Source organism: Cellulosilyticum sp., from assembly GCF_982396655.1.
Window position 1 is genome coordinate 1 of record NZ_CEVXFV010000041.1, and the last position, 22,280, is coordinate 22,280.

General features: G+C 34.1%; 21 protein-coding genes. 6 read left to right on the plus strand and 15 right to left on the minus strand.

Translation table 11 applies throughout. From position 1 onward, the window contains the following. From AC1VAQ_RS15145 to AC1VAQ_RS15155, 3 genes are all read right to left on the minus strand, one after another. Positions 1-730, minus strand: a 730-nt coding sequence (locus tag AC1VAQ_RS15145) for a CotH kinase family protein (protein WP_479904111.1), incomplete at its 3' end; no start/stop codon positions are given. A 33-nt stretch (positions 731-763) separates the two neighbouring features. Next, entirely contained in the window at positions 764-1,450 is a 687-nt protein-coding gene (locus tag AC1VAQ_RS15150; RefSeq protein ID WP_479904112.1) for a DUF4956 domain-containing protein, read from the minus strand. Positions 1,451-1,483: 33 nt separating this feature from the next. Then, the gene (locus AC1VAQ_RS15155; RefSeq protein WP_303243931.1) at positions 1,484-2,161 is read right to left on the minus strand and encodes a polyphosphate polymerase domain-containing protein; all 678 of its coding nucleotides are present in this window, start codon (positions 2,159-2,161) and stop codon (positions 1,484-1,486) included. Between the two features lie 330 nt (positions 2,162-2,491). On the opposite strand from AC1VAQ_RS15155, the gene AC1VAQ_RS15160 reads away from it, so the two are divergent. Together AC1VAQ_RS15160 and AC1VAQ_RS15165 are read left to right on the plus strand one after the other, a co-directional pair. Next, a complete protein-coding gene (locus tag AC1VAQ_RS15160; RefSeq protein WP_302599664.1) occupies positions 2,492-3,169 on the plus strand; it encodes a response regulator transcription factor in 678 nt (225 codons plus the stop codon). A gap of 1 nt (position 3,170) precedes the next feature. Continuing rightward, positions 3,171-4,511 (plus strand): sensor histidine kinase, encoded by a 1,341-nt coding sequence (locus tag AC1VAQ_RS15165; protein ID WP_303243930.1) that lies wholly within the window; start codon positions 3,171-3,173, stop codon positions 4,509-4,511. A gap of 147 nt (positions 4,512-4,658) precedes the next feature. Here the strand turns inward: AC1VAQ_RS15165 and AC1VAQ_RS15170 are convergent, their stop codons facing one another. From AC1VAQ_RS15170 to AC1VAQ_RS15185, 4 genes are read right to left on the minus strand one after another with little or no spacing between them, the layout of a single operon-like run. Next, positions 4,659-5,915, minus strand: a complete 1,257-nt coding sequence (locus AC1VAQ_RS15170) for a sensor histidine kinase (RefSeq protein ID WP_302599662.1) — start codon at positions 5,913-5,915, stop codon at positions 4,659-4,661. After that, entirely contained in the window at positions 5,915-6,598 is a 684-nt protein-coding gene (locus AC1VAQ_RS15175; RefSeq protein WP_302599661.1) for a response regulator transcription factor, read from the minus strand. The genes AC1VAQ_RS15170 and AC1VAQ_RS15175 overlap by 1 nt, the downstream gene beginning before the upstream one ends. Before the next feature lie 11 nt (positions 6,599-6,609). Beyond that, positions 6,610-7,806 carry an alginate O-acetyltransferase AlgX-related protein gene (locus AC1VAQ_RS15180; RefSeq protein ID WP_479904113.1) on the minus strand — a complete coding sequence of 399 codons (1,197 nt, stop codon included), beginning with the start codon at positions 7,804-7,806 and terminating at the stop codon, positions 6,610-6,612. Positions 7,807-7,818: 12 nt separating this feature from the next. After that, complete coding sequence (locus tag AC1VAQ_RS15185) at positions 7,819-9,258, minus strand: MBOAT family O-acyltransferase (protein ID WP_479904114.1); 1,440 nt, start codon at positions 9,256-9,258, stop codon at positions 7,819-7,821. A 255-nt stretch (positions 9,259-9,513) separates the two neighbouring features. On the opposite strand from AC1VAQ_RS15185, the gene AC1VAQ_RS15190 reads away from it, so the two are divergent. Then, positions 9,514-10,878, plus strand: a complete 1,365-nt coding sequence (locus AC1VAQ_RS15190) for an MATE family efflux transporter (RefSeq protein WP_479904115.1) — start codon at positions 9,514-9,516, stop codon at positions 10,876-10,878. Between the two features lie 67 nt (positions 10,879-10,945). Here AC1VAQ_RS15190 and AC1VAQ_RS15195 read toward each other — a convergent pair whose 3' ends face one another. The 7 genes from AC1VAQ_RS15195 to AC1VAQ_RS15225 form a co-directional block, all read right to left on the minus strand. Then, positions 10,946-11,530 carry a DUF3793 family protein gene (locus AC1VAQ_RS15195; protein ID WP_302599657.1) on the minus strand — a complete coding sequence of 195 codons (585 nt, stop codon included), beginning with the start codon at positions 11,528-11,530 and terminating at the stop codon, positions 10,946-10,948. A gap of 104 nt (positions 11,531-11,634) precedes the next feature. Beyond that, positions 11,635-12,057 (minus strand): flavodoxin, encoded by a 423-nt coding sequence (locus AC1VAQ_RS15200; protein ID WP_302599656.1) that lies wholly within the window; start codon positions 12,055-12,057, stop codon positions 11,635-11,637. A 196-nt stretch (positions 12,058-12,253) separates the two neighbouring features. Further along, positions 12,254-14,767 carry a glycosyl hydrolase gene (locus tag AC1VAQ_RS15205; RefSeq protein ID WP_303243927.1) on the minus strand — a complete coding sequence of 838 codons (2,514 nt, stop codon included), beginning with the start codon at positions 14,765-14,767 and terminating at the stop codon, positions 12,254-12,256. A 280-nt stretch (positions 14,768-15,047) separates the two neighbouring features. Continuing rightward, the gene (gene hydF, locus AC1VAQ_RS15210) at positions 15,048-16,250 is read right to left on the minus strand and encodes a [FeFe] hydrogenase H-cluster maturation GTPase HydF (protein WP_302599653.1); all 1,203 of its coding nucleotides are present in this window, start codon (positions 16,248-16,250) and stop codon (positions 15,048-15,050) included. Between the two features lie 49 nt (positions 16,251-16,299). Further along, entirely contained in the window at positions 16,300-16,551 is a 252-nt protein-coding gene (locus AC1VAQ_RS15215) for a TM1266 family iron-only hydrogenase system putative regulator (protein ID WP_302599652.1), read from the minus strand. A gap of 465 nt (positions 16,552-17,016) precedes the next feature. Next, positions 17,017-17,502, minus strand: a complete 486-nt coding sequence (locus AC1VAQ_RS15220; RefSeq protein ID WP_302599651.1) for a CarD family transcriptional regulator — start codon at positions 17,500-17,502, stop codon at positions 17,017-17,019. 66 nt (positions 17,503-17,568) lie between these two features. Next, positions 17,569-17,766, minus strand: a complete 198-nt coding sequence (locus AC1VAQ_RS15225; RefSeq protein ID WP_302600285.1) for a cold shock domain-containing protein — start codon at positions 17,764-17,766, stop codon at positions 17,569-17,571. A gap of 377 nt (positions 17,767-18,143) precedes the next feature. On the opposite strand from AC1VAQ_RS15225, the gene AC1VAQ_RS15230 reads away from it, so the two are divergent. The 3 genes from AC1VAQ_RS15230 to AC1VAQ_RS15240 all read left to right on the plus strand — a co-directional run bounded on the left by AC1VAQ_RS15230 (position 18,144) and on the right by AC1VAQ_RS15240 (position 20,945). Further along, the gene (locus tag AC1VAQ_RS15230) at positions 18,144-18,731 is read left to right on the plus strand and encodes a stalk domain-containing protein (protein ID WP_479904116.1); all 588 of its coding nucleotides are present in this window, start codon (positions 18,144-18,146) and stop codon (positions 18,729-18,731) included. A gap of 848 nt (positions 18,732-19,579) precedes the next feature. Continuing rightward, positions 19,580-20,326, plus strand: a complete 747-nt coding sequence (locus AC1VAQ_RS15235) for a serine/threonine protein kinase (protein WP_302600288.1) — start codon at positions 19,580-19,582, stop codon at positions 20,324-20,326. A 52-nt stretch (positions 20,327-20,378) separates the two neighbouring features. Further along, positions 20,379-20,945 carry a hypothetical protein gene (locus AC1VAQ_RS15240; RefSeq protein WP_302600289.1) on the plus strand — a complete coding sequence of 189 codons (567 nt, stop codon included), beginning with the start codon at positions 20,379-20,381 and terminating at the stop codon, positions 20,943-20,945. A gap of 85 nt (positions 20,946-21,030) precedes the next feature. On the opposite strand, the gene AC1VAQ_RS15245 is transcribed toward AC1VAQ_RS15240, so the two are convergent. Then, positions 21,031-22,152 (minus strand): aldo/keto reductase, encoded by a 1,122-nt coding sequence (locus tag AC1VAQ_RS15245; protein WP_479904117.1) that lies wholly within the window; start codon positions 22,150-22,152, stop codon positions 21,031-21,033. Positions 22,153-22,280: the final 128 nt, after the last annotated feature.

Sequence of the window (22,280 nt, forward strand, 5' to 3'; positions counted from 1 at the left end):
GCATTTGTGGCATATCTGTGTTATTTCCGCCTTGTGTACCTTCTGGCATTTGTGGTGGGTTTCCACCAGCTTTATTGCCGCCGCCCATGCCTCCCATACTTTCTACTTTGTATAGGTTCCCATCTAAATCACCAAAGTTACGTTCGATGAAACTTTCTTCTAAACTTTCCACTGCTAAATATACACCCCATGGCTCTCCATTAAGTGTAATATTTGCAAAAGCATATCCTGGTGTTGCAATCCCCATTTCTTTGCACATATCGTATGAGATATATTCTTTCATATAAGTTGCATCACCAATCATATTGTTAAGTACGAATTTTTGAAGACCATATATATTTTGATCTTGGTATTCATCTACCTTGATTTTAAAACTATATCTATCAGTAGTATCATCATTAGCTACCATAGTTAATGATGAATTCCCTTTTGCCCTAATCCCTATATTACGATATGTTTCACCGTTAATTGTAATATCTGCTGGGTAGTACTCTTCAGCTGCTGCATTTTCTTTGAGTTCTTCCCAGTTACTCTCATCTATTTGAATATTAATCTGTAATATCTGATTTTGATCAAAGATTTTACTCATATATTCTGGTTGCTGAATCGTTGTTACATCTTGTTTTTCATCCCCAGAGGTCAAATTAAACACTGTGCCTATAACTACTAATACCACCATAAACAACATGGCAAAAGCAGCTAGATGAGGTATATATTTTTCTTTAAGCAAAAACCATCACCCTCTTTTCTCCTTGGCATTTAATTAACTCATGTATTCTCCATTGTAACTTACGAGTACGGCATTTTGTACACCTTGAATACGACTAATTTCATTAATGAATCCTGTTGTCATATCTTTAAGTCTTACTTCTATTGTCATTTCAATACCTGTTTTAGGTGAAACAGTTTTTGATTTAATAACATGTTTTTTAACTGATTTTGTTACTTTTTCTAATACGTCACCTTCTGCAATTTCATTTTCACAGCTTACAACTAAAATATAAGGATTATCCACGCTTTTGTGATTTACAAATAAGATCATAATAAGTCCGATGAATAATGAACCGATTATTGCAAGTGTAATAAGTCCCGCACCAAGAATAATACCTACACTAATTGACCAGAATAAAAAGGCAATATCAATTGGTTCTTTAACTGCACTTCTAAAACGAACGATTGATAACGCACCAACCATACCAAGTGATAATACTACATTTGATGTGATTGCTAAAATGATTAAAGTTGTAATAAGTGTAAGTGCCATAAGGGATACACCGAAAGTTTGTGAATACATCACACCCTTAAATGTTTTCTTATGAACTGCCATAATGAATAAGCCAAGGCAAAATGCAAGGCCTAATGCTACTACCATATCTGTTATTGAAATTGCTGTTAAGTTGCTTAAAAAGCCACTTTTAAATACATCACTAAAATTAATTGTCTGATTCATCTCTATTCCTCCACTTGAATATTTTTATATTGTTTATCCATACATTCTGCATAATGCATATTTAGAAACCGACTGGCTACGTCTCGTATTCGTTTGAATACAATCTTGTATCACTTCTGGTAAAAACTCATCAAATTTTACTTCGAGTACCATCAGCTCATTTGCAATAATCCCCGTTGTAACTACATCTTGATTTAAAAAGTCTGTAGCCCTGATGCCTGTTCTAATCTTTTTATCAAAAGTGATACGTACATTACCTGGCTCATATATGTAAGCCTCTCTCGTATAATCCACAATAGTCTTTGGTTTTAATAATTGATCTTTCATCTTTACGTAAAGCTCATTGAAAAGTTCTTTAGAAGACTCCTTTAAAAATTCTATATCACCTGCTAAAATCTTTTCACATTCCTCAGCTGAAATAGATGCACTCACTTTTAGACAAAGTCCATTAATCTTCGATTTCTTTTCTAACTTAATAAAACCAATTTCATCATTGTAATAACGAATACGGAATTTATCACGATTATTAAGCCCCATTACTTTCTCATTAAGTATTTTGTCACAGTAGTTATCAAAATAAATACTTCTAATTCTGTATTCTCCGTCTCCACCAGCATTTGTATCTAATCTTGCAATATGTTTTAGCTTACTTGTAATCATATAGTAATCAGACATATTGATACAATGCTTCAGCTCATGTCTAAACTTCATTTAAACTCACCTCCTGTGCTTTATTCTAGAAAAACCGGCTATAACTTTGAATTATACATCTTATAAATTGGTTTCTCCTAATGATTTCACGTAACTATAGCATAATTAGTAACTAAACCTTATCAATGTGAAATCTATAAATACAGTGTACAATAGTAACCTTAAATTAATCTTAAAGCTTTAAAATATCTTTAACCTTTTCTTAATCTATATTAAATAAAGAAGAAATAAGGAATTTAAGATTGTTTTAAGATTGTTATCGTAAAATAACTTCTATATAATATTGCTTAAACTAAGTAGTATGAATTGACTTAAAAGGAGACATGTCCTATGAAAATATTAGTTGTAGAAGATGAAATTAGACTTGCTGAAGCCCTTGTACAAATTTTAAATAAAAACAAATATGATGCAGAAAGTGTATATGACGGTGAAACCGGCCTGGACAATGCTTTGACAGGTATTTATGATGTTATTATCTTAGATATTATGTTGCCTAAAATGAATGGTTTAGAAGTCTTGAGTAAACTTCGTGCTGCTAAAATTCAAACTCCAGTTATTTTACTTACAGCTAAAGATGAAGTAGCTGACAAGGTAACAGGCCTTGACCATGGCGCCGATGATTATCTCACCAAACCTTTCGTTACAGATGAACTTCTTGCCCGTATTCGCGCGCTTACAAGACGCCTGGGTGAAATTATTTGTGATGATACCTTACATTTTGCAGATTTAAATCTCAATTTATCTACTTACGAATTAAGTTGTGAAGGTAAATCTATTCGCTTAGGCCTTAAGGAATTTAGAATCCTTGAATTCTTCATCCGCCATGGTCAGCATGTCATCAGCAAAGAAGAACTTTTAGAAAAAGTATGGGGCTATGATTCAGATGCTGAATATAATCATGTAGAAGTTTATATTTCCTTTTTACGCAAAAAACTTCTACATATTCATTCCAATGTAACAATACAAACTGTACGTGGGGTAGGGTATCACTTAGAAGGGGAGGCATAGAATGCTAAAAAAACTTCGTACTAGATTTATAATGATTACTATGACTTTTGTAACCATTATTTTAATCGCTATCTTAACAGGTATTTATTTATTCATGGCACAAGGAGAACGTATACAAGCTTCTGATTTTATGAAAAACGTTGCAAATACAGAAGGCTTTCCTTCTAGGAACATTCCGCCAATGTTTATAAAAAATCATCCACAAAATATGCCTAAAGATACACCAGACTTTATATTCAGTCCTAATCCCTCTTTATATGCTAATAGTTTTATAGTCATTATCAACGAAACCGGCGAAGTTTTACTACGTTACTTTTCTTCTGATTTTAATATTGATGATGAATCAGATGCAGTATTAGACTTTATAAACTTAGCAAAAGCACAAAATACTTCTGAGGGTATTATTAAGATTAACGGGTCGGAAGTACGCTTTTTCATAAAAAATGAACCGCATCGACAAGTCATCGTTTTTACTGACCGTAGTAACGAGATTGCTACTTTGACAAGGCTCTTCTGGGTATGTGTATTTATTGGCTTTCTAAGTCTTCTAGGCTTTTTAGTTATCAGTGTCATTTTATCTAAATGGGCAATCAAACCTATGGAAAAGGCTTGGGCAAAGCAAAAGCAATTCGTGGCTGATGCTTCTCATGAACTCAAAACACCGCTCACTGTCATTGCCACTAATGCTGATGTAGTAATGGCAAATCCTACAGATCAAATTAAAGAACAAGCCAAATGGCTCAATTATATCAAAACCGAAACAGAACGCATGACCAAACTGGTAAATGACCTCCTTTATCTAGCAAAGATGGATGATGAGGAAATTCTAAAGCACAAAATGAATTTTAATCTTAGTGATGCGCTCATGGATATTTGTTTACCCTTTGAATGTGTCGTCTTTGAGTCTAATAAAACCTTTAATATGAATATTGCCCCAGATATTAACTATTACGGTGATGAAGGTAGAATTAAACAATTAGGTGTCATTCTACTTGATAATGCTATTAAGCACACTAATCAAAATGGTACTATCGATTTTAATGTTTCATTAGATAGCAATAAGAATAAAATTTTACTTTCGGTTACTAATACGGGTCCTGGCATTCCAGAAGAACATCATGAGAGAATCTTTGAAAGGTTTTACCGCGTAGATAAATCCCGCGCCAGAGAAACAGGTGGCTACGGCCTTGGACTAGCTATTGCTAAAACCATTGTTACACAGCACAATGGTACAATTCATGTAACAAGTTCCTTAGAAGGTCCAACAACCTTCTCTGTGTCCTTACCTTATAAACACAATAAACACAAATGGCAGTCTCCTAATATATGGCTCTTTTTCTAGCAAGTATATCACTTAACTTTATTAAAATATTCTATAGATAGCAAAGTACAAGAAGCTGTTGTAAAACTAGCCTACTAGTTTTACAACAGCTTCTTGTATCTATTTCTCTTATCTCTTCTTAGTAAAATGCTACCTATCTATCTCTCTTTATTCTTGTATATTGATTGGAATAACTAATGTAAAAGTAGTCCCTTCTCCATAAGTAGAAACAAGTGATACCTTAATTCCTAGTCCATAAGCTATAGATTTTAGTAAACTAAGACCTATACCGCTACCTTCTTTGCCACTTGCTCTTACTTCGCTGCTTCTAAAGAATCTATCAAAAATGCGACCTTGTTCTTCCTTTTTAATACCAATTCCAGTATCCTCAATTTCCAATTTAATGTTCTTATCTTTCTTAGTGGCAGTTATTGTAATTTGATCACCACACTCTGTATATTTCAAGGCATTTTCTAACAAAATGACAATACACCGTTTAACCTTACTCTTATCCCAACTTACTTGTATGTCTTCATCTAACAACCTCACCTTTAATTCCTTTTCCTGCATCTCCGCAAAGTCTATATAAAACTCACCAATTTCTGTTATAAATTCATTGACACTAAAGCTAGCAAGTTCTAATTTCATCCCCATATCTTCTTTAGACATAAGTAATAAATCACTATTTAATTTCTCAAGTCCTCTGATTTCTTTCATTATAATAGAAAGTTCCTCATAGTGAGCTTCTAGTTTATCTCCTCTATTTCTCACTAAAAGCTCTAATCGTCCTTTGATAATGGCTAGCGGTGTACGCATTTCATGAGAAGCATCTTGAACAAAGGCAAGCTGCTTATTATATACAACTTTTAGCGGCTTTAATACGACTACTGATAAATAAGATGACAGTATTATTGCAATAACTATTAATATTAAGAAGCTAACACCTAATGTCCTCTCTAATGCCGTTACAGATGCAATCTCTTGATCTACATTCATCAATAGCTGTACCAGTAATCCTTGCTTATTAAACTGTACCGCACGATAAGTATATCCGCCATCTTCTAAGGTAAAAATCTGATCTTTAGGCGCTTTTTGAAAATTAGGATATATGTCTTCGCCCTGATATTCATGAGGACTTTGATCAACTAATTTACCATCTAACCATACGAAGCTTATAAGATTCGTTGTAAGCGGTGCTGGCATAACCACCTCTGCCATTTGTTCCCCTTTATATTTAATAATACCCGGATCATGAATCACACGATTACGCTGCGTCTGAATCTGTTGGTCGACATTCTTAAAAACTCGGCCTTTATAAAGCTGCGCTGTAATTAAGGCAAAAATCAAGAGTGCCACCATGACTATACTCACGCTAGCTACAATAATATTTTTCTTCGTCCTTTTAAATATATCTCTTTTCTTCATTAGTTTTTCGTACCCTCTTCTAAGATATAACCCATGCCCCTTTTGGTTACAAAATATTTACCATAACCATACGGACTTAATTTTTTTCGTAAATGACTCATATAAACTTCCACAATTTCCGTAGAAGCATCACTATCATATCCACAGATACGTTCAAAAATCTGTTCCTTAAAAAGTAAAATGCCTTGGTTAAGCATAAAGTACTCTAATAAGTTATATAATCGCTCATTTAAATCTACCTTTTCTCCTTCTATAGTCACAGCTTTCTTACTGATATCCATGTGCAAATCTTTAAAAACTAAAGTATTATCCCCTACCATCTTACCCATACTTTTTAAAATAATTTTCATACGCGCTTTAAGTTCTTCCATAAAGAAAGGCTTGGTTAAGTAATCTTGTGCCCCTAAGTCAAAAGCTCTTAATTTATCCCCTAAATCTTCTTTAGCTGTTAGCATCAGTACCCCTACATTAATCGCTTTCTTCTTAATATGTCCTAGAACACTCATTCCATCAAGACCTGGTAACATCAAGTCTAAAATGACTAAATCATAAGTATATGCATCTAAATATAAAATGGCATCTTCACCACTAAAAACAGGCTGCACCTCGAATTCATCTTCGAGATACAACCTTACATTTTCATTAATTTCTTTGTTATCTTCTACAAGTAATACTTTTATCACGTTTATGCCTCCTACTTTACTGTGTTAATAGACTTATATACATATAATACTGCATCTATATCATGTGTTTCTACATATTGTTCAATCGACATATCTGAGTAATATCTTAAGTCTAGCATACATACTTCTCCCACCATTGTAGATAAGAAGGCTGTATAAGGTAATGCATATGAGTCTTTTACTACAAGTACCTTATAATCATTATCTGCACTGTGATTTTGAATCACAACCTCTGGATAATCGGCACCAAAGTATGACGCATAGCGGTTTGTGAAGACATCCTTTTCTTCTAATAAACTTTTATCAATGATTGCTTCTTCAAAGCTTCCCTCTCTCACACGGCTCCCATCGCTTTTATTAATCGTTACCGTGTAATTAGTCTCAAAGTTTGGTGTAATAAGGGTAAAGTCGTCTATACCCCCAAAATATTTTCCAACACGTCTACCTTGTGAACCTAAAAAGCTTTGTTCAAAGAAACGCTGACGATATGAACTCATACTCGTATATGTTCCTTCTGGGTCTAAATCTATGCCATACCCTTCTTTTAAAGTCTCTACAGTTTTACCAACTGCCCAAAAAGCTGTCTCTGTACGCCAATGATGATCCGTATTATAAAAAAGTGAACTTTTATCCAAATGATCTTCTTCTACAGCATCTCTTAAATCCAGCACATCAACGCCGCCTGCTTCTAACAGACCCTTGAATTTATCTGTGTTACTATTTGAGTAATCCGTAATAGCTGCTGGGAACTCAGTAAAGCCCTCCGTATATTTAAGAGGCGCTTGTACATATAAAAGCGGAATATCTTTCGCACCCAAAGTTTCATTTAAACTCACAATCGCTTCTGCTGCCTTGCTATCATCACGTTCATTGGCAATGAACTGCAAGTCGCCATTGTTGTCCTTCACAATATTATATGCCGTATCCGCATCTCTAATAAAAGTATTTCCAAAGGTACTTGCTGTTAAACCATATAGGTTAATAAACTGATTCTTAGCAAACAAATTGCTTGCAACCCCATTCTCAATACCGCTAATAGTTCCTGTTAAAAGCCCGCTTATACCTCCCCCTGTATAACCAGCTTTAGCTCCTGATACTGTAGCCTTTGCAATTTCTTTTGCCCCTGTACAAAGCGTGAGGCTCCCTCCACCTATTAACAATGTACAAAACAGGCCAATTCCTAACCTATTCATATTAAGCTTCTTCATAATCTCTTCTCCTTAGAAATTGAAATAAATAAATGGATTATAAGTGCCTTTCACTAAATATGAAATTGCCACTAAAAACATACATCCTAATACTGCTATATTTACGCCTTGTAAGGCTACACTTACTTTACTATTTGCTGCCTCGTAAAGTTTTTTGTACCATTTGATAAGAGGCATGCATGCAACCATTCCTACTATATAAAGAATGAAATTATCCTTTAAATATAGATCTGCTAAACTTCCCATCATGATATCACTACCCATACCAATCATAGCCTTCATATAGTTAATGGCACCAGACAAGCTATCTGCTTTAAAGATTACCCAGCTAATAAGTACTAAAATCAAAGTATAAATATGGCCAATCACCTTGCTTTTTTCCATAAATTTACCTAGGCTTGTAAACTTCTCAATTACTAAAATCACACCAAAGTATACGCCCCACACAATAAATGTCCAATTGGCACCATGCCAAATACCTGTTAGCAGCCAAACAACAAATATATTTCTAAACATCTTAAGTTTCGTTGTACGGCTTCCTCCTAATGGGATATACACATAATCCCTAAACCAAGAACCTAATGAAATATGCCATCTACGCCAGAAATCCGAAACAGATTTCGCACTATATGGGGCATTAAAGTTCTCTGTAAAATGGAATCCAAACATCTTTCCAAGTCCAATAGCCATATCTGAATATCCTGCAAAATCAAAGAAAATCTGAAGCATATAAGCTATAGCCCCCATCCAAGCAAATCCTATTGATAAGGAATCTACCGGTAAGCTATATGCCTTATCTGCAATTAAAGCAAACTGATTGGCTAGAATAACCTTCTTTGCCATTCCTATAATAAATCTAGCAATTCCTTCTACAAAATCTTTTTCATTTTCAGTTCTATGTTCAATTTCCTTTGCCACTGTCTCATAACGTACAATCGGCCCCGCTATAAGTTGAGGGAAAAACGAAATATAAAGTCCTACATCTAAAGGGTTTTTAAGTACCTTTCCATGCCCCCTATACACATCTACTACATAAGAAATACCCTGGAATGTAAAGAATGAAATCCCTATCGGCAACGTAATACTTGGTACATCTAAACTTAATCCTAATAGTCCATTTAAATTGCTTACAATGAAACCTGCATACTTAAAAATGCCTAAAATTCCAAGATTAAATACAAGCATTCCTGTAAATACCCATCTCATCTTATCTTTTTCATTCCTATATTGATCGGCTAAAAGGCCAAATCCATAATTTGCACCTATGCATAACATCATCACAAGTACAAATATCGGTTCTCCCCAAGCATAAAAAATTAAGCTTGCTATTAATAATAAAATATTTCTATGCTTTGTACTTTCTGCAGAACTAAATTTCTTTATTACTGCAAAGTACAGCACTAATAATGTTGGTAAAAATATAAAAAGAAAAAATGTGCTTGAAAATAACATCGCTAACTCCTCTTCTTGGCACGCTTTCGGTGCTTTGTCTTTTCTTGCACTTAATATATCTAATTAACCTTAACGTTATCTTAATCATTAAGATAAACTTGTTTTCTACATATTTTTACTACATTTCAACAAATCTTTAACTAACTTCTTCTAACCTACTCTATCTAATTGATTTTTCCTTTTATTTCTTCATAATAAAGAAAGTGACTATATGTAATAGCTCAAATTATTTTGATAATGTAATGGAGGTTTTTTATGTTAGAGCGACCTATATTATTTAAAAAGATTGGTATTCGAAAAGATATCCTTAGACTTGTTATTCCTATTCTTATAGAACAAATCCTGATTAATTCCATGGGACTTATAAACACAATGATGGCTTCTAGACTGAAGGGAGATGAAGGGGCTAACGTAGTGGCGGCAATCTCGATGATTGATTCTATTAGCAACTTACTCATCGCTTTCTTCTCAGCTTTAGCCATTGGTGGAACTGTTGTTGTGGCACAACACGTAGGACGTGGTGACTTATCTAAGGCAAATGAAGGGGCTAAGCAAGCACTCTTCTCTGGACTTAGCATCTCACTACTTGTTACTGTTATATTATTCATCTTCAAAACGCCTTTTTTATCTAAACTTTATGGTGATGTGGAACCCATTATATTAAACTATGGCATTTCATATTTAAGCATCGTAGGTTTAAGCTTCCCTCTACTCGCCTCAATTCTTATTGGAAATGGCATTTTACGTGGTGCAGGCAATACTTCTACCTCCGCTTCTGTAAATATTCTAATGAATATTTGTAATATTTCATTTACTTATTATTTCCTATATATTGCCAAATTAGGAATTTTAGGTGCTGCCTTAGGGATCACTTTAGCACGACTTGTAGGTGCAATATATGTATTATTCGTTTTAGCTAAAGGGAAGCAAGATTTACATATTGAAAATTACTTTTACTTTAAGCCTAACTTGCCCCTGCTTAAACAAATATTTTATGTAGGTATACCTGCTAGTGTGGAATCGCTTGTTTTTCACGCTGGTAAACTTTTGACGCAAACCTTCATCGGACAAATGGGGACTGTATCTATGCTTTCAAATTCTATTGCCAACTCCATTACCAATATGCTTAATATTCCTGGTAACTCACTCTCAACTGCAGCTACTACAGTAGTAGGTCAGAGCATCGGGCGTGGCAATACGGATGAAGCTAAACAAGATTTACTTTATATGACCCGCCTTGCCCTTGTTTGTCTTGTTGCCTTAGCCTTACTAACATTACCATTTCTACGTGTACTGGTTTCACTCTTTACTAATAATCCTGAAGCCTTAGCTTATACTACACAAATTCTAAAACTTAATGCACTTGCAATTCCACTTTGGGCATTTTCTTTCGTACTTCCTGCGGGTCTTAAGGGAGCTGGAGATGGAACTTATACAATGATGACCTCTATGTTTGGCATGTGGGCATTTCGTGTAGGGCTTGGCTATGTGTTAGGTATCACCTTTAAAATCGGTGTAGCAGGTATCTTCATTGCCATGTATATTGATTGGGGTGTACGCGGTTTCTTATATTATCTTCGTTTTAAAGGAAGCAAATGGCTTAAACACAATTTTACTTAATATAAAAGGAGGTGCATTTCGCGCACCTCCTTTTGTGTACTAGATATAATTTTAATAGATAATAACTTTAAGCTGCTATTTGCAGCTCTTCTAATAGAGTATTAAGCATTTTCACTTTTGCCAAGTCAAAACGAGCGAATGTAGTTTTTGCGTCCTCTACATTGTTGTATACTTTCCAGTAGCTACATAATAAACACTCTTTGTTTGGACAAAGCATATAATCCTTTACATCTTTTATGTGAATACCTAAAAAGATGCCTAATTCATGTGGGCAATGTTCAACTTCATAACGCTTTTGCAAGCATATTATTGCCTTTTCAACACTACTCGTTTCGTAACCAAATGGCTCTAGAAACGCTTTTATTTCTTGATTTTGCAACAATTCTTCTATGAGGCACCTACGATAGAATAATAAAATAATGGACCTTGATGAACTTCTCAAAATTGCACTTTTGATTCCTAATTCTTCTTCGATATATTGGCTATAAATTGGCCAATCTGCCTCATACTTCTCCCTAGATAGATTAATAGTCATGCCAGGCTTAAATCCCATAATAACTGGTGCTAATTGATATTTAAGTGAGTATTTTAAGTATGTCTTATCATCTAGTCCTTTTATTTTATTATAAAAAATAAGCCTTTTATCCTTCATGTCTATCTTTCCACCTTCTTTATAAATTTACTGATTTTATGATACAGCCTTATTTATATTCATATAGTATTATTTATTCATTGTCATTTTATACTGCAAACTCTTTATAAACTTACTAAGTTCTTACCGTATACTGTACAAATTTCTTCATCTTGTCCTTTTGTGAATTCATTGATAATTAATGGTTCACAAACAATCGTTGCACCTGCAGCTCTCATTTGCTCTGACCAATTTTCCATCCACTCACCACTTCCCCAGCCATATGAACCAAATAAAGCAACGCGTTTACCTTGCATATGAGGAAGTAATGCTTCTACGAATGGTAACATCTCATCTTCCTCTAACTCCTCTGCACCCATAGCTGGGCATCCTAATACAATAAGGTTTGCTTCTAACATTTCTTCTACACCTATATTTGATACATGTGATGTATGTACTTCGCTGCCTCCTGCTACAATTCCTTCGGCAATATATGTTGCCATGTTTTCTGTGTTGCCAGTACCTGACCAATATGCGATTTGAATCATTTTAATTTCCTCCGTTTTTATCTTTAATGTATGCTCATTATAACTCCATTCTTTTTGAGAGTCAATATCATTTATTATTTTTTCTCATTTTCTTTTTTTATAAAAAAATCCCTATGGTAATAAGCACATCTCGCTACTACCATAGGGATTTTATAAATATATTTCTAATAAGGTGGAAATCAATCTAAATTACATTTTAGGGCTCCATGCCTGCTGCTAATACACCATCGTAGTATACTGCGATGCCATTATTATATGAGAAGTCATCTGTTTGGTCATAATTCGTCCAATCTGCTTTTGTAAGGCGTCCTTGGAATACTAGTTTAGCACCTTGTGTCATAGATGTTGCATCATTAAATTTAATAGATAAATAGTAATCACCATTACCTAAAGATACAACTTCACTATTTACTGCACTTGTTAATGTTACATACCATGGTTCTGTATTTAATTGAATTGCACTATGATCACACCATAATGTTTGTTCTGGTGCATCTGCTTCTGTGAAGTAATAGCGCATTTCGAGCTTATCTAAATCCATTGCTTCGCCATTATTGGTTACTTCAAGACCAATGCCAATACTATTCGTAGAAGCACTACCCTTTGTTTGTGAAATAGTAAGATCTCTATCTTCTCTTTCTTTGATTGGTAACTTCACTGTTACTTCTTTTTGTGCCTCAGCTTTTTCTCCATCTGCACTTGTAGCTACAACCTTAACAACATATGTTTTAAGACCATCTGCATTGGTTGTTTCATCATTAATTGTCCAATCTACACTTTCACCTTTTCCAATAGATACGCCATCTACAAAGAATTCTACAGTATAATCTGTTTCAGCATGAGCAACTTCCGCACCAAGTGTTACTGTAGCACCTTCTGTCGCATCAATAATATCTGTGATTTCATCTGTAAGTTTTACTGTCATAGCTTCTTTGACTGGTAATTTAACCTTGATATTTACGGCGTCTGAAGTTGTTACTCTGCCTGCTGCTGTTGTCACTTTAGCGACAACTTTATAATTTTCAATGCCATCTGCATTTGTTGTTTTACCAGATGGTGTCCAGCTTACAGTTTCTCCTGTTCCTACGCTTTCACCATTTACAAAGAATTCTACAGTATAATCTTCTGCATTTTCTACTGTTGCTGAAAGTTCAATAGGTGTGTAGCTTTCACTACAATCAAATACTGTTCCTTCTTCTGGTGTTGTAACAGTTACTTTCGTCTGTTCACCTACAATAACAGATGCATCAAATAAATATTCTGGAAGTTCATCTCTTGTAAGAACATATTCATGATCATAATATTTCTTAAGCATTTCTTTGCTTGTATAGGCTTCAGTATAATCTGTTGAACCTACCCAAGGTACTACGAATTCACCACCCCAAGTACAGTTCCAAAGCCATGGCACACCGTCACCTACTAAAATGTCTGGATCCATTAATACACCATTTTCAGATAATGTAATCATCTTATCTGTACTTGTTGTATAACCCATAGCTTTTATAAAGCCATTTGCTTGAGAATCATAGTCTTGTTTAGCTGCGTAAATATCTTCACCAATGATATCTACATATTCATCACCAGGATACCATTCTGCATCTTGAGCATTCCATACCCAAATCAAGTTATTGATACCATGATAATTGGTTAAACGATCATACATAAGTTTCCAAAGTTCTTTATATGGTTCTGGACCTTTTGCACCCCACCAGAACCAGCCGCCTGATGCTTCATGAAGTGGTCTCCAAAGAATTGGTACACCTGCATCTTGAAGTTTCTTAAGCTGTACAGCTATAGCATCAATATCTCTAATAAGTGTTGTATATTCTTCTGAAGTATGATCATTCATAGCAACACTTAAATCATATGTTGTATGCTCTGTATAGAATGTTCCCCATTTATTAGCATCAGTTGCACCACCTATTGGTGAAGCCCAGTGCCAACAAAATGTTGAAATACCGCCATCTTTCCAGTATTCAATAGCCTTTTCTGTATCTTGTCCTGGATTACATCCAAGTGCTACACGGCTTGGTGAGTAATCACTAAAGTCAAGACCGATAATAGCTGGGTATTTACCCGTTTCTTTATAAATAGCATCAATCTCTGTATATTTTGTAGTATAAGCAAATTGACCTGATAAAATATTTTTACCATAAATACTTGTAAGGTAGGTCATTAACTTCTGTGTTTCTGCTGTCGCATTAGGATTGATAAGTTTATCTGAGACATTTGTATTAACTTCTAATGCACTTGCTGGACTTACAGTAATATAGTCAAACAAGGTCCATCCCCAACATCTTGAAATACGGATTTTATTTTCACCTGCTTGTAATTTAATAACACCTGCATTAACTTCTGCAAATTCTGTACTAGGCTCAAAAATGGCATTGAAAGATTGACCACCATTTACAGTAACTGTTTCTTGTTTGTACCCATAAGGTGCACAGAAACATATTCCTAAGTTATAACGTCCTGCTGTTGGTACATTTACTGTAAACTCAATATATGCATCTGATGCATCCATTCCTGCAACATAACCTGTTCCAGAATAACCTGATACACTATTATCTGCTAATGTAACATTATGTAATGTAGCTGATTCTGCTTCATATTTTGTACTATCTGTTGTAGCTGCACTAAGTGGGCTAATGGCAGCTGCACTTAAGCTTAATACGGCTACAAGTAATTTTGAAAGCATTCTCTTATTCATACTATTCTCCTCTCTCCTATTTCAATATTTACGAACATAGATTTCACTATATTAGCTAAAATCTTTTTTGAATATATTAAAAAATTATGTACTTTTAATATACCTTTATTATAATAGACTTTATTATTTTTAAAATATGCCTAACCTAAGATGTTATCTTTTGTAACACAATATGCTTTATATCTTTTACTTTATCCGTACTTAAAAAAACTAGGATGTAACCTAAATCACACCCTAGCTCTCCTTAACTCTGCGTTTTTAACTTATGATTTTTCACTTCTCAGCCCTTAGCCTTCACATTTATTGCCTCATAACTTCGCTCAAGTATCCCATTCAAAAATGCCAATAAAATGCCATAATTAGTAATAGCTACATCTGCCTCTTCACAAATGCGTATACGATTGCATACTGTTTTTCTCGTAAGCATACAACCTCCGCAATGAATGACTATGTCATAGTCCGACAAATTTCCTGGGAAATCTTGACCTGCTATAAAAGTATACTTGAGCTCACCACCTACATATTTATTTAAGAGCCTTGGTATTTTAATACGGCCAATATCTTCATGAGATACATTATGTGTACAACCTTCTAATATTAATACTCTAGCACCTGGCTTTAATATTTTTACTTTTTCAATACCTTTCATAAATACATCTAAATCACCTTTTTGCCTAGACATTAAAAGTGAAAAACCTGTAAGCTTAATAGATTCAGGAACAATCTTACTTACTGTAGCAAATGCCTGTGAATCTGTGATGACCAAATCTACATCCTTAATCTCCGTTAATGCTTCTGCAAGTTCTGTATCTCTGACAACATAAGATTTAATCCCATGATCTAAGCAGTCTCTAATGCATTGCACTTGTGGTAATATAATGCGCCCCTTAGGTGCCTCACTATCTATTGGAACAACTAATATTACCTTTGCACCATAAGGTAATAAATCGCCTACTAAAGGTCTCTCCTCTTCTTCCTCTTGAATCTTCTTAATAAGTATTTCTTTAAGGTGTTCTATCCCAATGTCTGCCTTTACTGAAGTTAAAATTGCATCCTTAAACTTTTCCTTCAGCTTAATTTGTTCTACTTTATTTACCTTATCAACCTGGCTAATAACTAGGATAAAAGGAATAGCATATTTCTTAAAATTTAGCTTAAAAGTATTAAAAGCCTCTATATCTATATCATCAGCTGCCATAACATAAATAGCTATATCGGTACGCATAAGCATATCCATTGTCTTTTTTAATCTTAATTTTCCAAGTGCAGTTTCATCTTGTACGCCTGCTGTATCAATCCAGACTACAGGCCCCACTGGTATAAGTTCCATGGCCTTTATAACCGGGTCTGTCGTTGTGCCTTCTTGCTCTGATACAATTGCCACCTCTTGACCTGTTAAACGATTAAGCAGTGATGACTTACCTGAATTAGTTTTACCATAAAACGCAATATGTTTACGATTTGCATTAGGTACTGTCTGCATAATATATCTCCTCTCATGATTCTACTATTTTATCTATCTCTACTTTCTCTTATTCTATTTCCTTCTTAGCAATAGCTGTTTTCACCGTCACACCTTGAATTTTACCTAATTTCCCCGTCAAACTATTAATCTCATCTAAACTTCCTGTCACCACAATAGATATGACTGAAATTTCTTCATCTAAAGGAATTCCCATTCTTCCTTTTGTATTTCCCCTAAAACTTGCTACCACCTCATTAAACTGTAGTTGACACTCTTTAGGATTTTCTAAAATAGCACTAATTACTGCAATTCTATTCATCTTACTCTCCTTCTGTCTTCTGATTGTATCATCTAGTTTGAGTCTATCCGCATCTTCATTTCCCTACCAATACAAAAAGAGCCATGTCATCTGACACAGCTCTTTGCAGTAGGCGTAAAACAATGTTCATAACCTCTTTCAGATCAGATAACTCTTTTCTGTTAGATATATGTATAGATTTCACATTTATAAATTTCAGTTATTCATAGCTTTAAGTAATGTGAAATCATTGGAAGAAAACAATTTACGTACATGTATATTTCAGGTTTTTAGCTAGTTTCTCTGTACCTTGATGATTGCTTTTATTATAAATCTTAACACCTAATTAATCAAACTTTTTCCAATTTTAATACACAATCTAGCTTCCCTACTCTATAAAAAAAAAGACAGAGTATATATAATTTAAAATTATACTCTCTGTCTCTTTATTCTAAGTGTAATATACCATATCTCATTTTTCTTTTACTATATTTCTAAAAGTCTATCGATAGTCTCTTCAGCTTGCTCATCAGATAAGCTTTGAATGCTTGCAAATTCATCTACTAAAAACCTTTTTGCTTGGCTAAGAATCGTTCGCTCACTATTATTTAAAGCCTTTATCTTTTCCATACATGTTAAGTCTCTAACAACCTCTCCACATTCTAAAAAGGAACCAGAAGAAAGCTTTTCTTGATTTTGTTTAATTCTTTTCTTAATATCCATAGAGTGATCAACTTGAACTTCTTTATTCTTTAAAATCATCTCTACCTCTTTTACTGCTTCTACATTATTAAGTGCTCTAAACCCTGATGTCTCAATACGATCTACAGGAATCATCATCGTTAGCTCTGGTGATTTCATGTGTACAATCATATACTCATTTGATTCATTTAGCATTGTTCTTGTTTCAATTCCTTCTACAGTTCCTATACCCCTCTTAGGGCAAAAAACAACTTCTCCAACTTTAAACATCTTATCACCTCCATGAATTTTTTATAAAAAACAGGCAGAACTTCTGTCCTGCCTGTTTAGTCTTAACTATGCTCTTGTAACGTTTGCTGCTTGTTCTCCACGAGCACCTGTTGTAATTTCGAAGTTTACTTGTTGTCCTTCTTCAAGTGATTTGTATCCATCACCTTGAATAGCTGAGAAATGTACGAATACATCATCTCCACTTTCTCTTTGAATAAAACCAAAACCTTTTTCTGCGTTAAACCATTTAACTGTACCTGTCATTTTACGGTACCTCCTAATGTGAATTTTTTGTAACCATATCATAAATAAAAAATTCACGTACAGTTACAAATTACATAGACCCTATATAATCTCTAATTGCACGTGAAATCAATAAGTATCAACTGTATACATTTATTATTGTACTCCTTTTTTCTCGCTTCGTCAAATGTATATCTTTTACAATTTCAAAAACCTTACTAATTATCCTTTTATATATAAAAATTTATATATAAAAAATAACTTTTAGTGCTTCTTCAAACATGCAATAATTCATGTATATTTCTCTCCTTGTCAACTTATACTAACTTTAATTATTAATCACATAAAGGAGAACCAGAATGAAATCTAAAAAATACTTACTTTCCACCTTATTCTTTATGCTACTTACTATAGGGGTTACTGTCTTTGCAGGCTCCTTCGGTAAAACAATCCGTGTCAAACTTACTGAATCCTATAACTTTCTATTAAACAATAAGCAAATATTACAAGATAAACCAGCTATCTTCTATAACAATATCCTCTATGTACCTGCTAAAGACTTCGCAAAAGAATTGGGCTATACCGTTGAATATGATAATAGTACTGCTGTCATTACACAGACACCTAATCCTACTTCTAAACCACTGCCTAAACCTACTCCAGAAACATCACCTACACCTGAACTTTCTTCAGTAACGGGTACTATCTCAGCCATAGACTTTGCATCTAAACGTTTAGTCATACAGCCTGATGGCAAACCTAAATCTGAAGCAAATCAAGTCATTGTATTTGCCAATGATGCCACAAAAATTATTAGTGGTGAAACTAATGAGCTGCTAACTTTTGAAGATCTTGATACTAACCTTAGGGTTACTGCTACCTATCAAACACTCTCCACCAAGTCCATTCCTCCTCAAACAAGAAATATCGCTCAGACTATCACGATATTAACTCCTGCTCAAACACTTAAGCCTCAGCCTCGTTAACTATCTATCCCAAAAAGGTCGACCAATAAATTTGGTCGACCTTTTTTGCTAAATTTATTGTCAAAAAAAGTCCCTATATGTCACCAATTTCAGATACAAGCCATATAATGTAGTGTAGCTGAGATATTCAATATTTCCTGCTAACATTATTCTTAAGGAGCTGTAGTTATGGGATATTCAAAATCACGTTCTTCACAAAATCATTCACATCACTCAAGAAAACATTTCTCTGATAGTTCAAGCAATTCATCTTATGGTAATTCTTCTAGTGACTCTTCTAATGACAATTCTAATAGTTCATCTTATAGTGGCTATTATAACTGTTCTTCTTGTGATAGCTTAGGTAACTCTTCTTGCAGAAGCTGTTCTAACTGTTCTTCTTGCAATAGTTCTAATGATAGTTCAGACAACTCTTCTAACAGTAGTAACTCTCGCAGAAATTCTAGTCGCTCTAATAGCTCTAGTAATTCATCTAACAATCGTAAATCTCGCCGTTCTCACTGTAAATCTAACAGATGTAACAACTCTAATAACACTAGTAATTCTAGCAACTCTGACAACTCTAATAGTTCATCTTACAATGGTAGATCTCGTTGTTCTCACTGTAAATCTAATAGACGTAACAACTCTAATAATACTAGCAATTCTAGTAACTCTGATAACTCTAATAACTCATCTTACAATAGTAGATCTCGTTGTTCTCATCATAAATCTAGCAACGGTTCTAATAATTCATCTTCTAACAGTAAATCTAGCAGCTCTAGCAATAGTTCTTCAAAGAAGCATTCTCACAATAACTCATCTAAGAAATGGTACTGCTAATCCTGCATTAAGCAGATGTTATTGATATGGATAGGTATTATAGACCTGGTACCCATATTAAACAATTCACTATCATAAAAATGCTTGGTCAAGGTCGCTATGGTATAGCTTATTTAGCTGAAGATAGCATAGGAAAAAAATATGTTATTAAACAGTTAAAGCAGGAAATGCTCCCCACTACAAGATCTAAGTTATTTTATGAACAAGAAATCCTTTCAAGTCTTCACTCTCCTAGTTTTCCTAAATTTATGGGTACCTTTAAAAACCGAGATGCAGAAGGCTATATATTAGAATATATGAGCGGAAAAACATTTGATACTATTGTAAAGCGAGACCGTTATGAGTTCTCTAAAACTGAGATTTACAGAATTGCGAGTCAGCTCCTTCAAATTATAGAGTATTTACAAGCCTCTCATATCGTTCATCGAGATATACGGCTTCCCAATGTCATCTTACGTAAGACTAAAGATTTAGCACTTATAGACTTTGGTTTAGCTAGATATATCGATAACAACAAATATACTTGTGAAGAAGATTATTGGTTTTTAGGTGATTTTCTAATTCGTTTGTATTACACTGCTTATTATACAGGAGATAATCGTGTTCCACTTCCTTGGTATCGGGAGTTGTCTCTAACACGAAATGAAGAACATTTTCTAAAAAAATTATTAGGTATTGGTCGTAGCTTTAGAACTATTGAAGAGATTAAATATGAACTTAATGAACTTAAATTCTCGACCTACTCTCCAACTAGCTATATGACTTTTCTATAGCTAGTTGATTCTAGCCTTATCTATCCCAGCAAATTTAATCTAGGTGGTGTATATGGCACAAAACTCATGTAGTATATTAGATATTCATAAAGGCAGCTTTACTGCAAATCTATATACTGTTACTCACTTTAGGATGATTGGTTTGATAGATGTAAATATTCGTTACTCTTATGGGGTGGAAAGGGTTACATTAGGTTTTTATAGTTCTTCCGGTACCAATAACGGTAAAATCAAAGGTCTTTGGTACCCTATTGTAGGTATAAAAATTAGATCTGGCCCTTTCACAGAGTTTACAGATTATATCAATTCCGTTTTAACACGCACAACTTCACACGGCTCTGCACATAGGGGATGGCTTGCAAAATCATTATTTTTCTTTAATACTTCTCCTAGCAGTTCCAAATTGGATGGATTTTCCACCGGTAAGTACTATGCGCCACTTTTAAAAATTGGTAAAACGCTTAGATACTGGTATGATATGGGTGAATTCCGTAATCTTCAAACTCTGGATCCAGCTTACCTTAATAATGCACTCTTATCTACAAGTATTTATCCAGGTAATACCCATTCACAAAGAGAAAACTACGAAAACTTTATTCATGACATTTTTCATGCTTAACTTTAATATGCCATTAACTTATTAGCTAAAAAAATATCCTCAAGAACTTAGAGCATTTCTTCTTCTCTATTCTTGAGGGTATTTTTTATCTAGATAAATCCTGTGTCACACGCATAAGATCTTCTCTTATATTAAGCTTTTGTGGACATTTTGTTTCACATTTACCACACTTAATACATAAATCGGCTTGTTTATTCTTAGCGACTATATTGTTTTCCCACTCCCAGCGCACAACTTCATAGTTATCATAAATATGATAATTATTCCATACTGCAAAATTATGCGGAATATCTACCCCTGCTGGACATGGCATGCAATATTTACATCCTGTACAACCATTTTGCACTCTTGCCTTAAGCATTTTATCTACTTCAGCAATCTGTTCTATTTCTACTTTACTCATCGGTTTATAATTACAAAATGTATGTAGATTATCTTCCACTTGTTCCCAAGTAGACATACCACTTAAAATCACCTTCACATTATCATGACTTGCTACCCAGCGCATCCCAAAAGAAGCAATACTTGCCTCATTATCTATCTTTTTAAAAATGGCTGTTATATCCTCTGAGAATTGTGTAAGTCTCCCTCCTTTAAGTGGCTCCATAATAACCATTGGTACGCCTAACTTCTTAGCTAGTTCATATCCTTTCTCTCCTGCTTGTTCCTGTGTGTCTACATAATTTAACTGAATCTGGCAAAAGTCCCATGGACGATAAGTAATAATTTTTTCAAATGCCTCATATTCATCATGAAATGAAAAACCAAAGTACTTAATTTTCCCTTCTTTTTGAAGTGCTTCACAATATGCGATGATGCCAAGCTCTACCATTTTGTCAAATCGTTCACCATTCATGGCATGTAGCAAGTAAAAATCAATATATTCCTTATTTAAACGCTGCAGTTGCTCTTCAAAAATTCTTTTAGCATCGTCTACACTATTAACTAACCATACCGGAAGCTTAGTTGCTAAATAATAACTTTCTCTTGGATATTTGCTAAGTACCTTGCCTACAAAAGGTTCACTTTCTCCATTGTGATAAGGATATGCTGTATCAATGTAATTCACACCTTTAGATATGGCAAGATCTATCATCTTTTCAGCTTCTACTTTATCAATTTTACCATTCTTCATAGGAAATCGCATACATCCAAAACCAAGTAACGATGTTTCAATTCCTAAATTTTCAAGTCTTCTCTTTTCCATTTTCTATCTCCTCCATTATCTTCTCATCTATTACTTACCTTCTTTCTCTTTTATCATAATTCATCTTGCAAAAATACAAAAGACTACTTTATCATTTTTCTAAATAAAGTAGTCTTTTACATATTGTT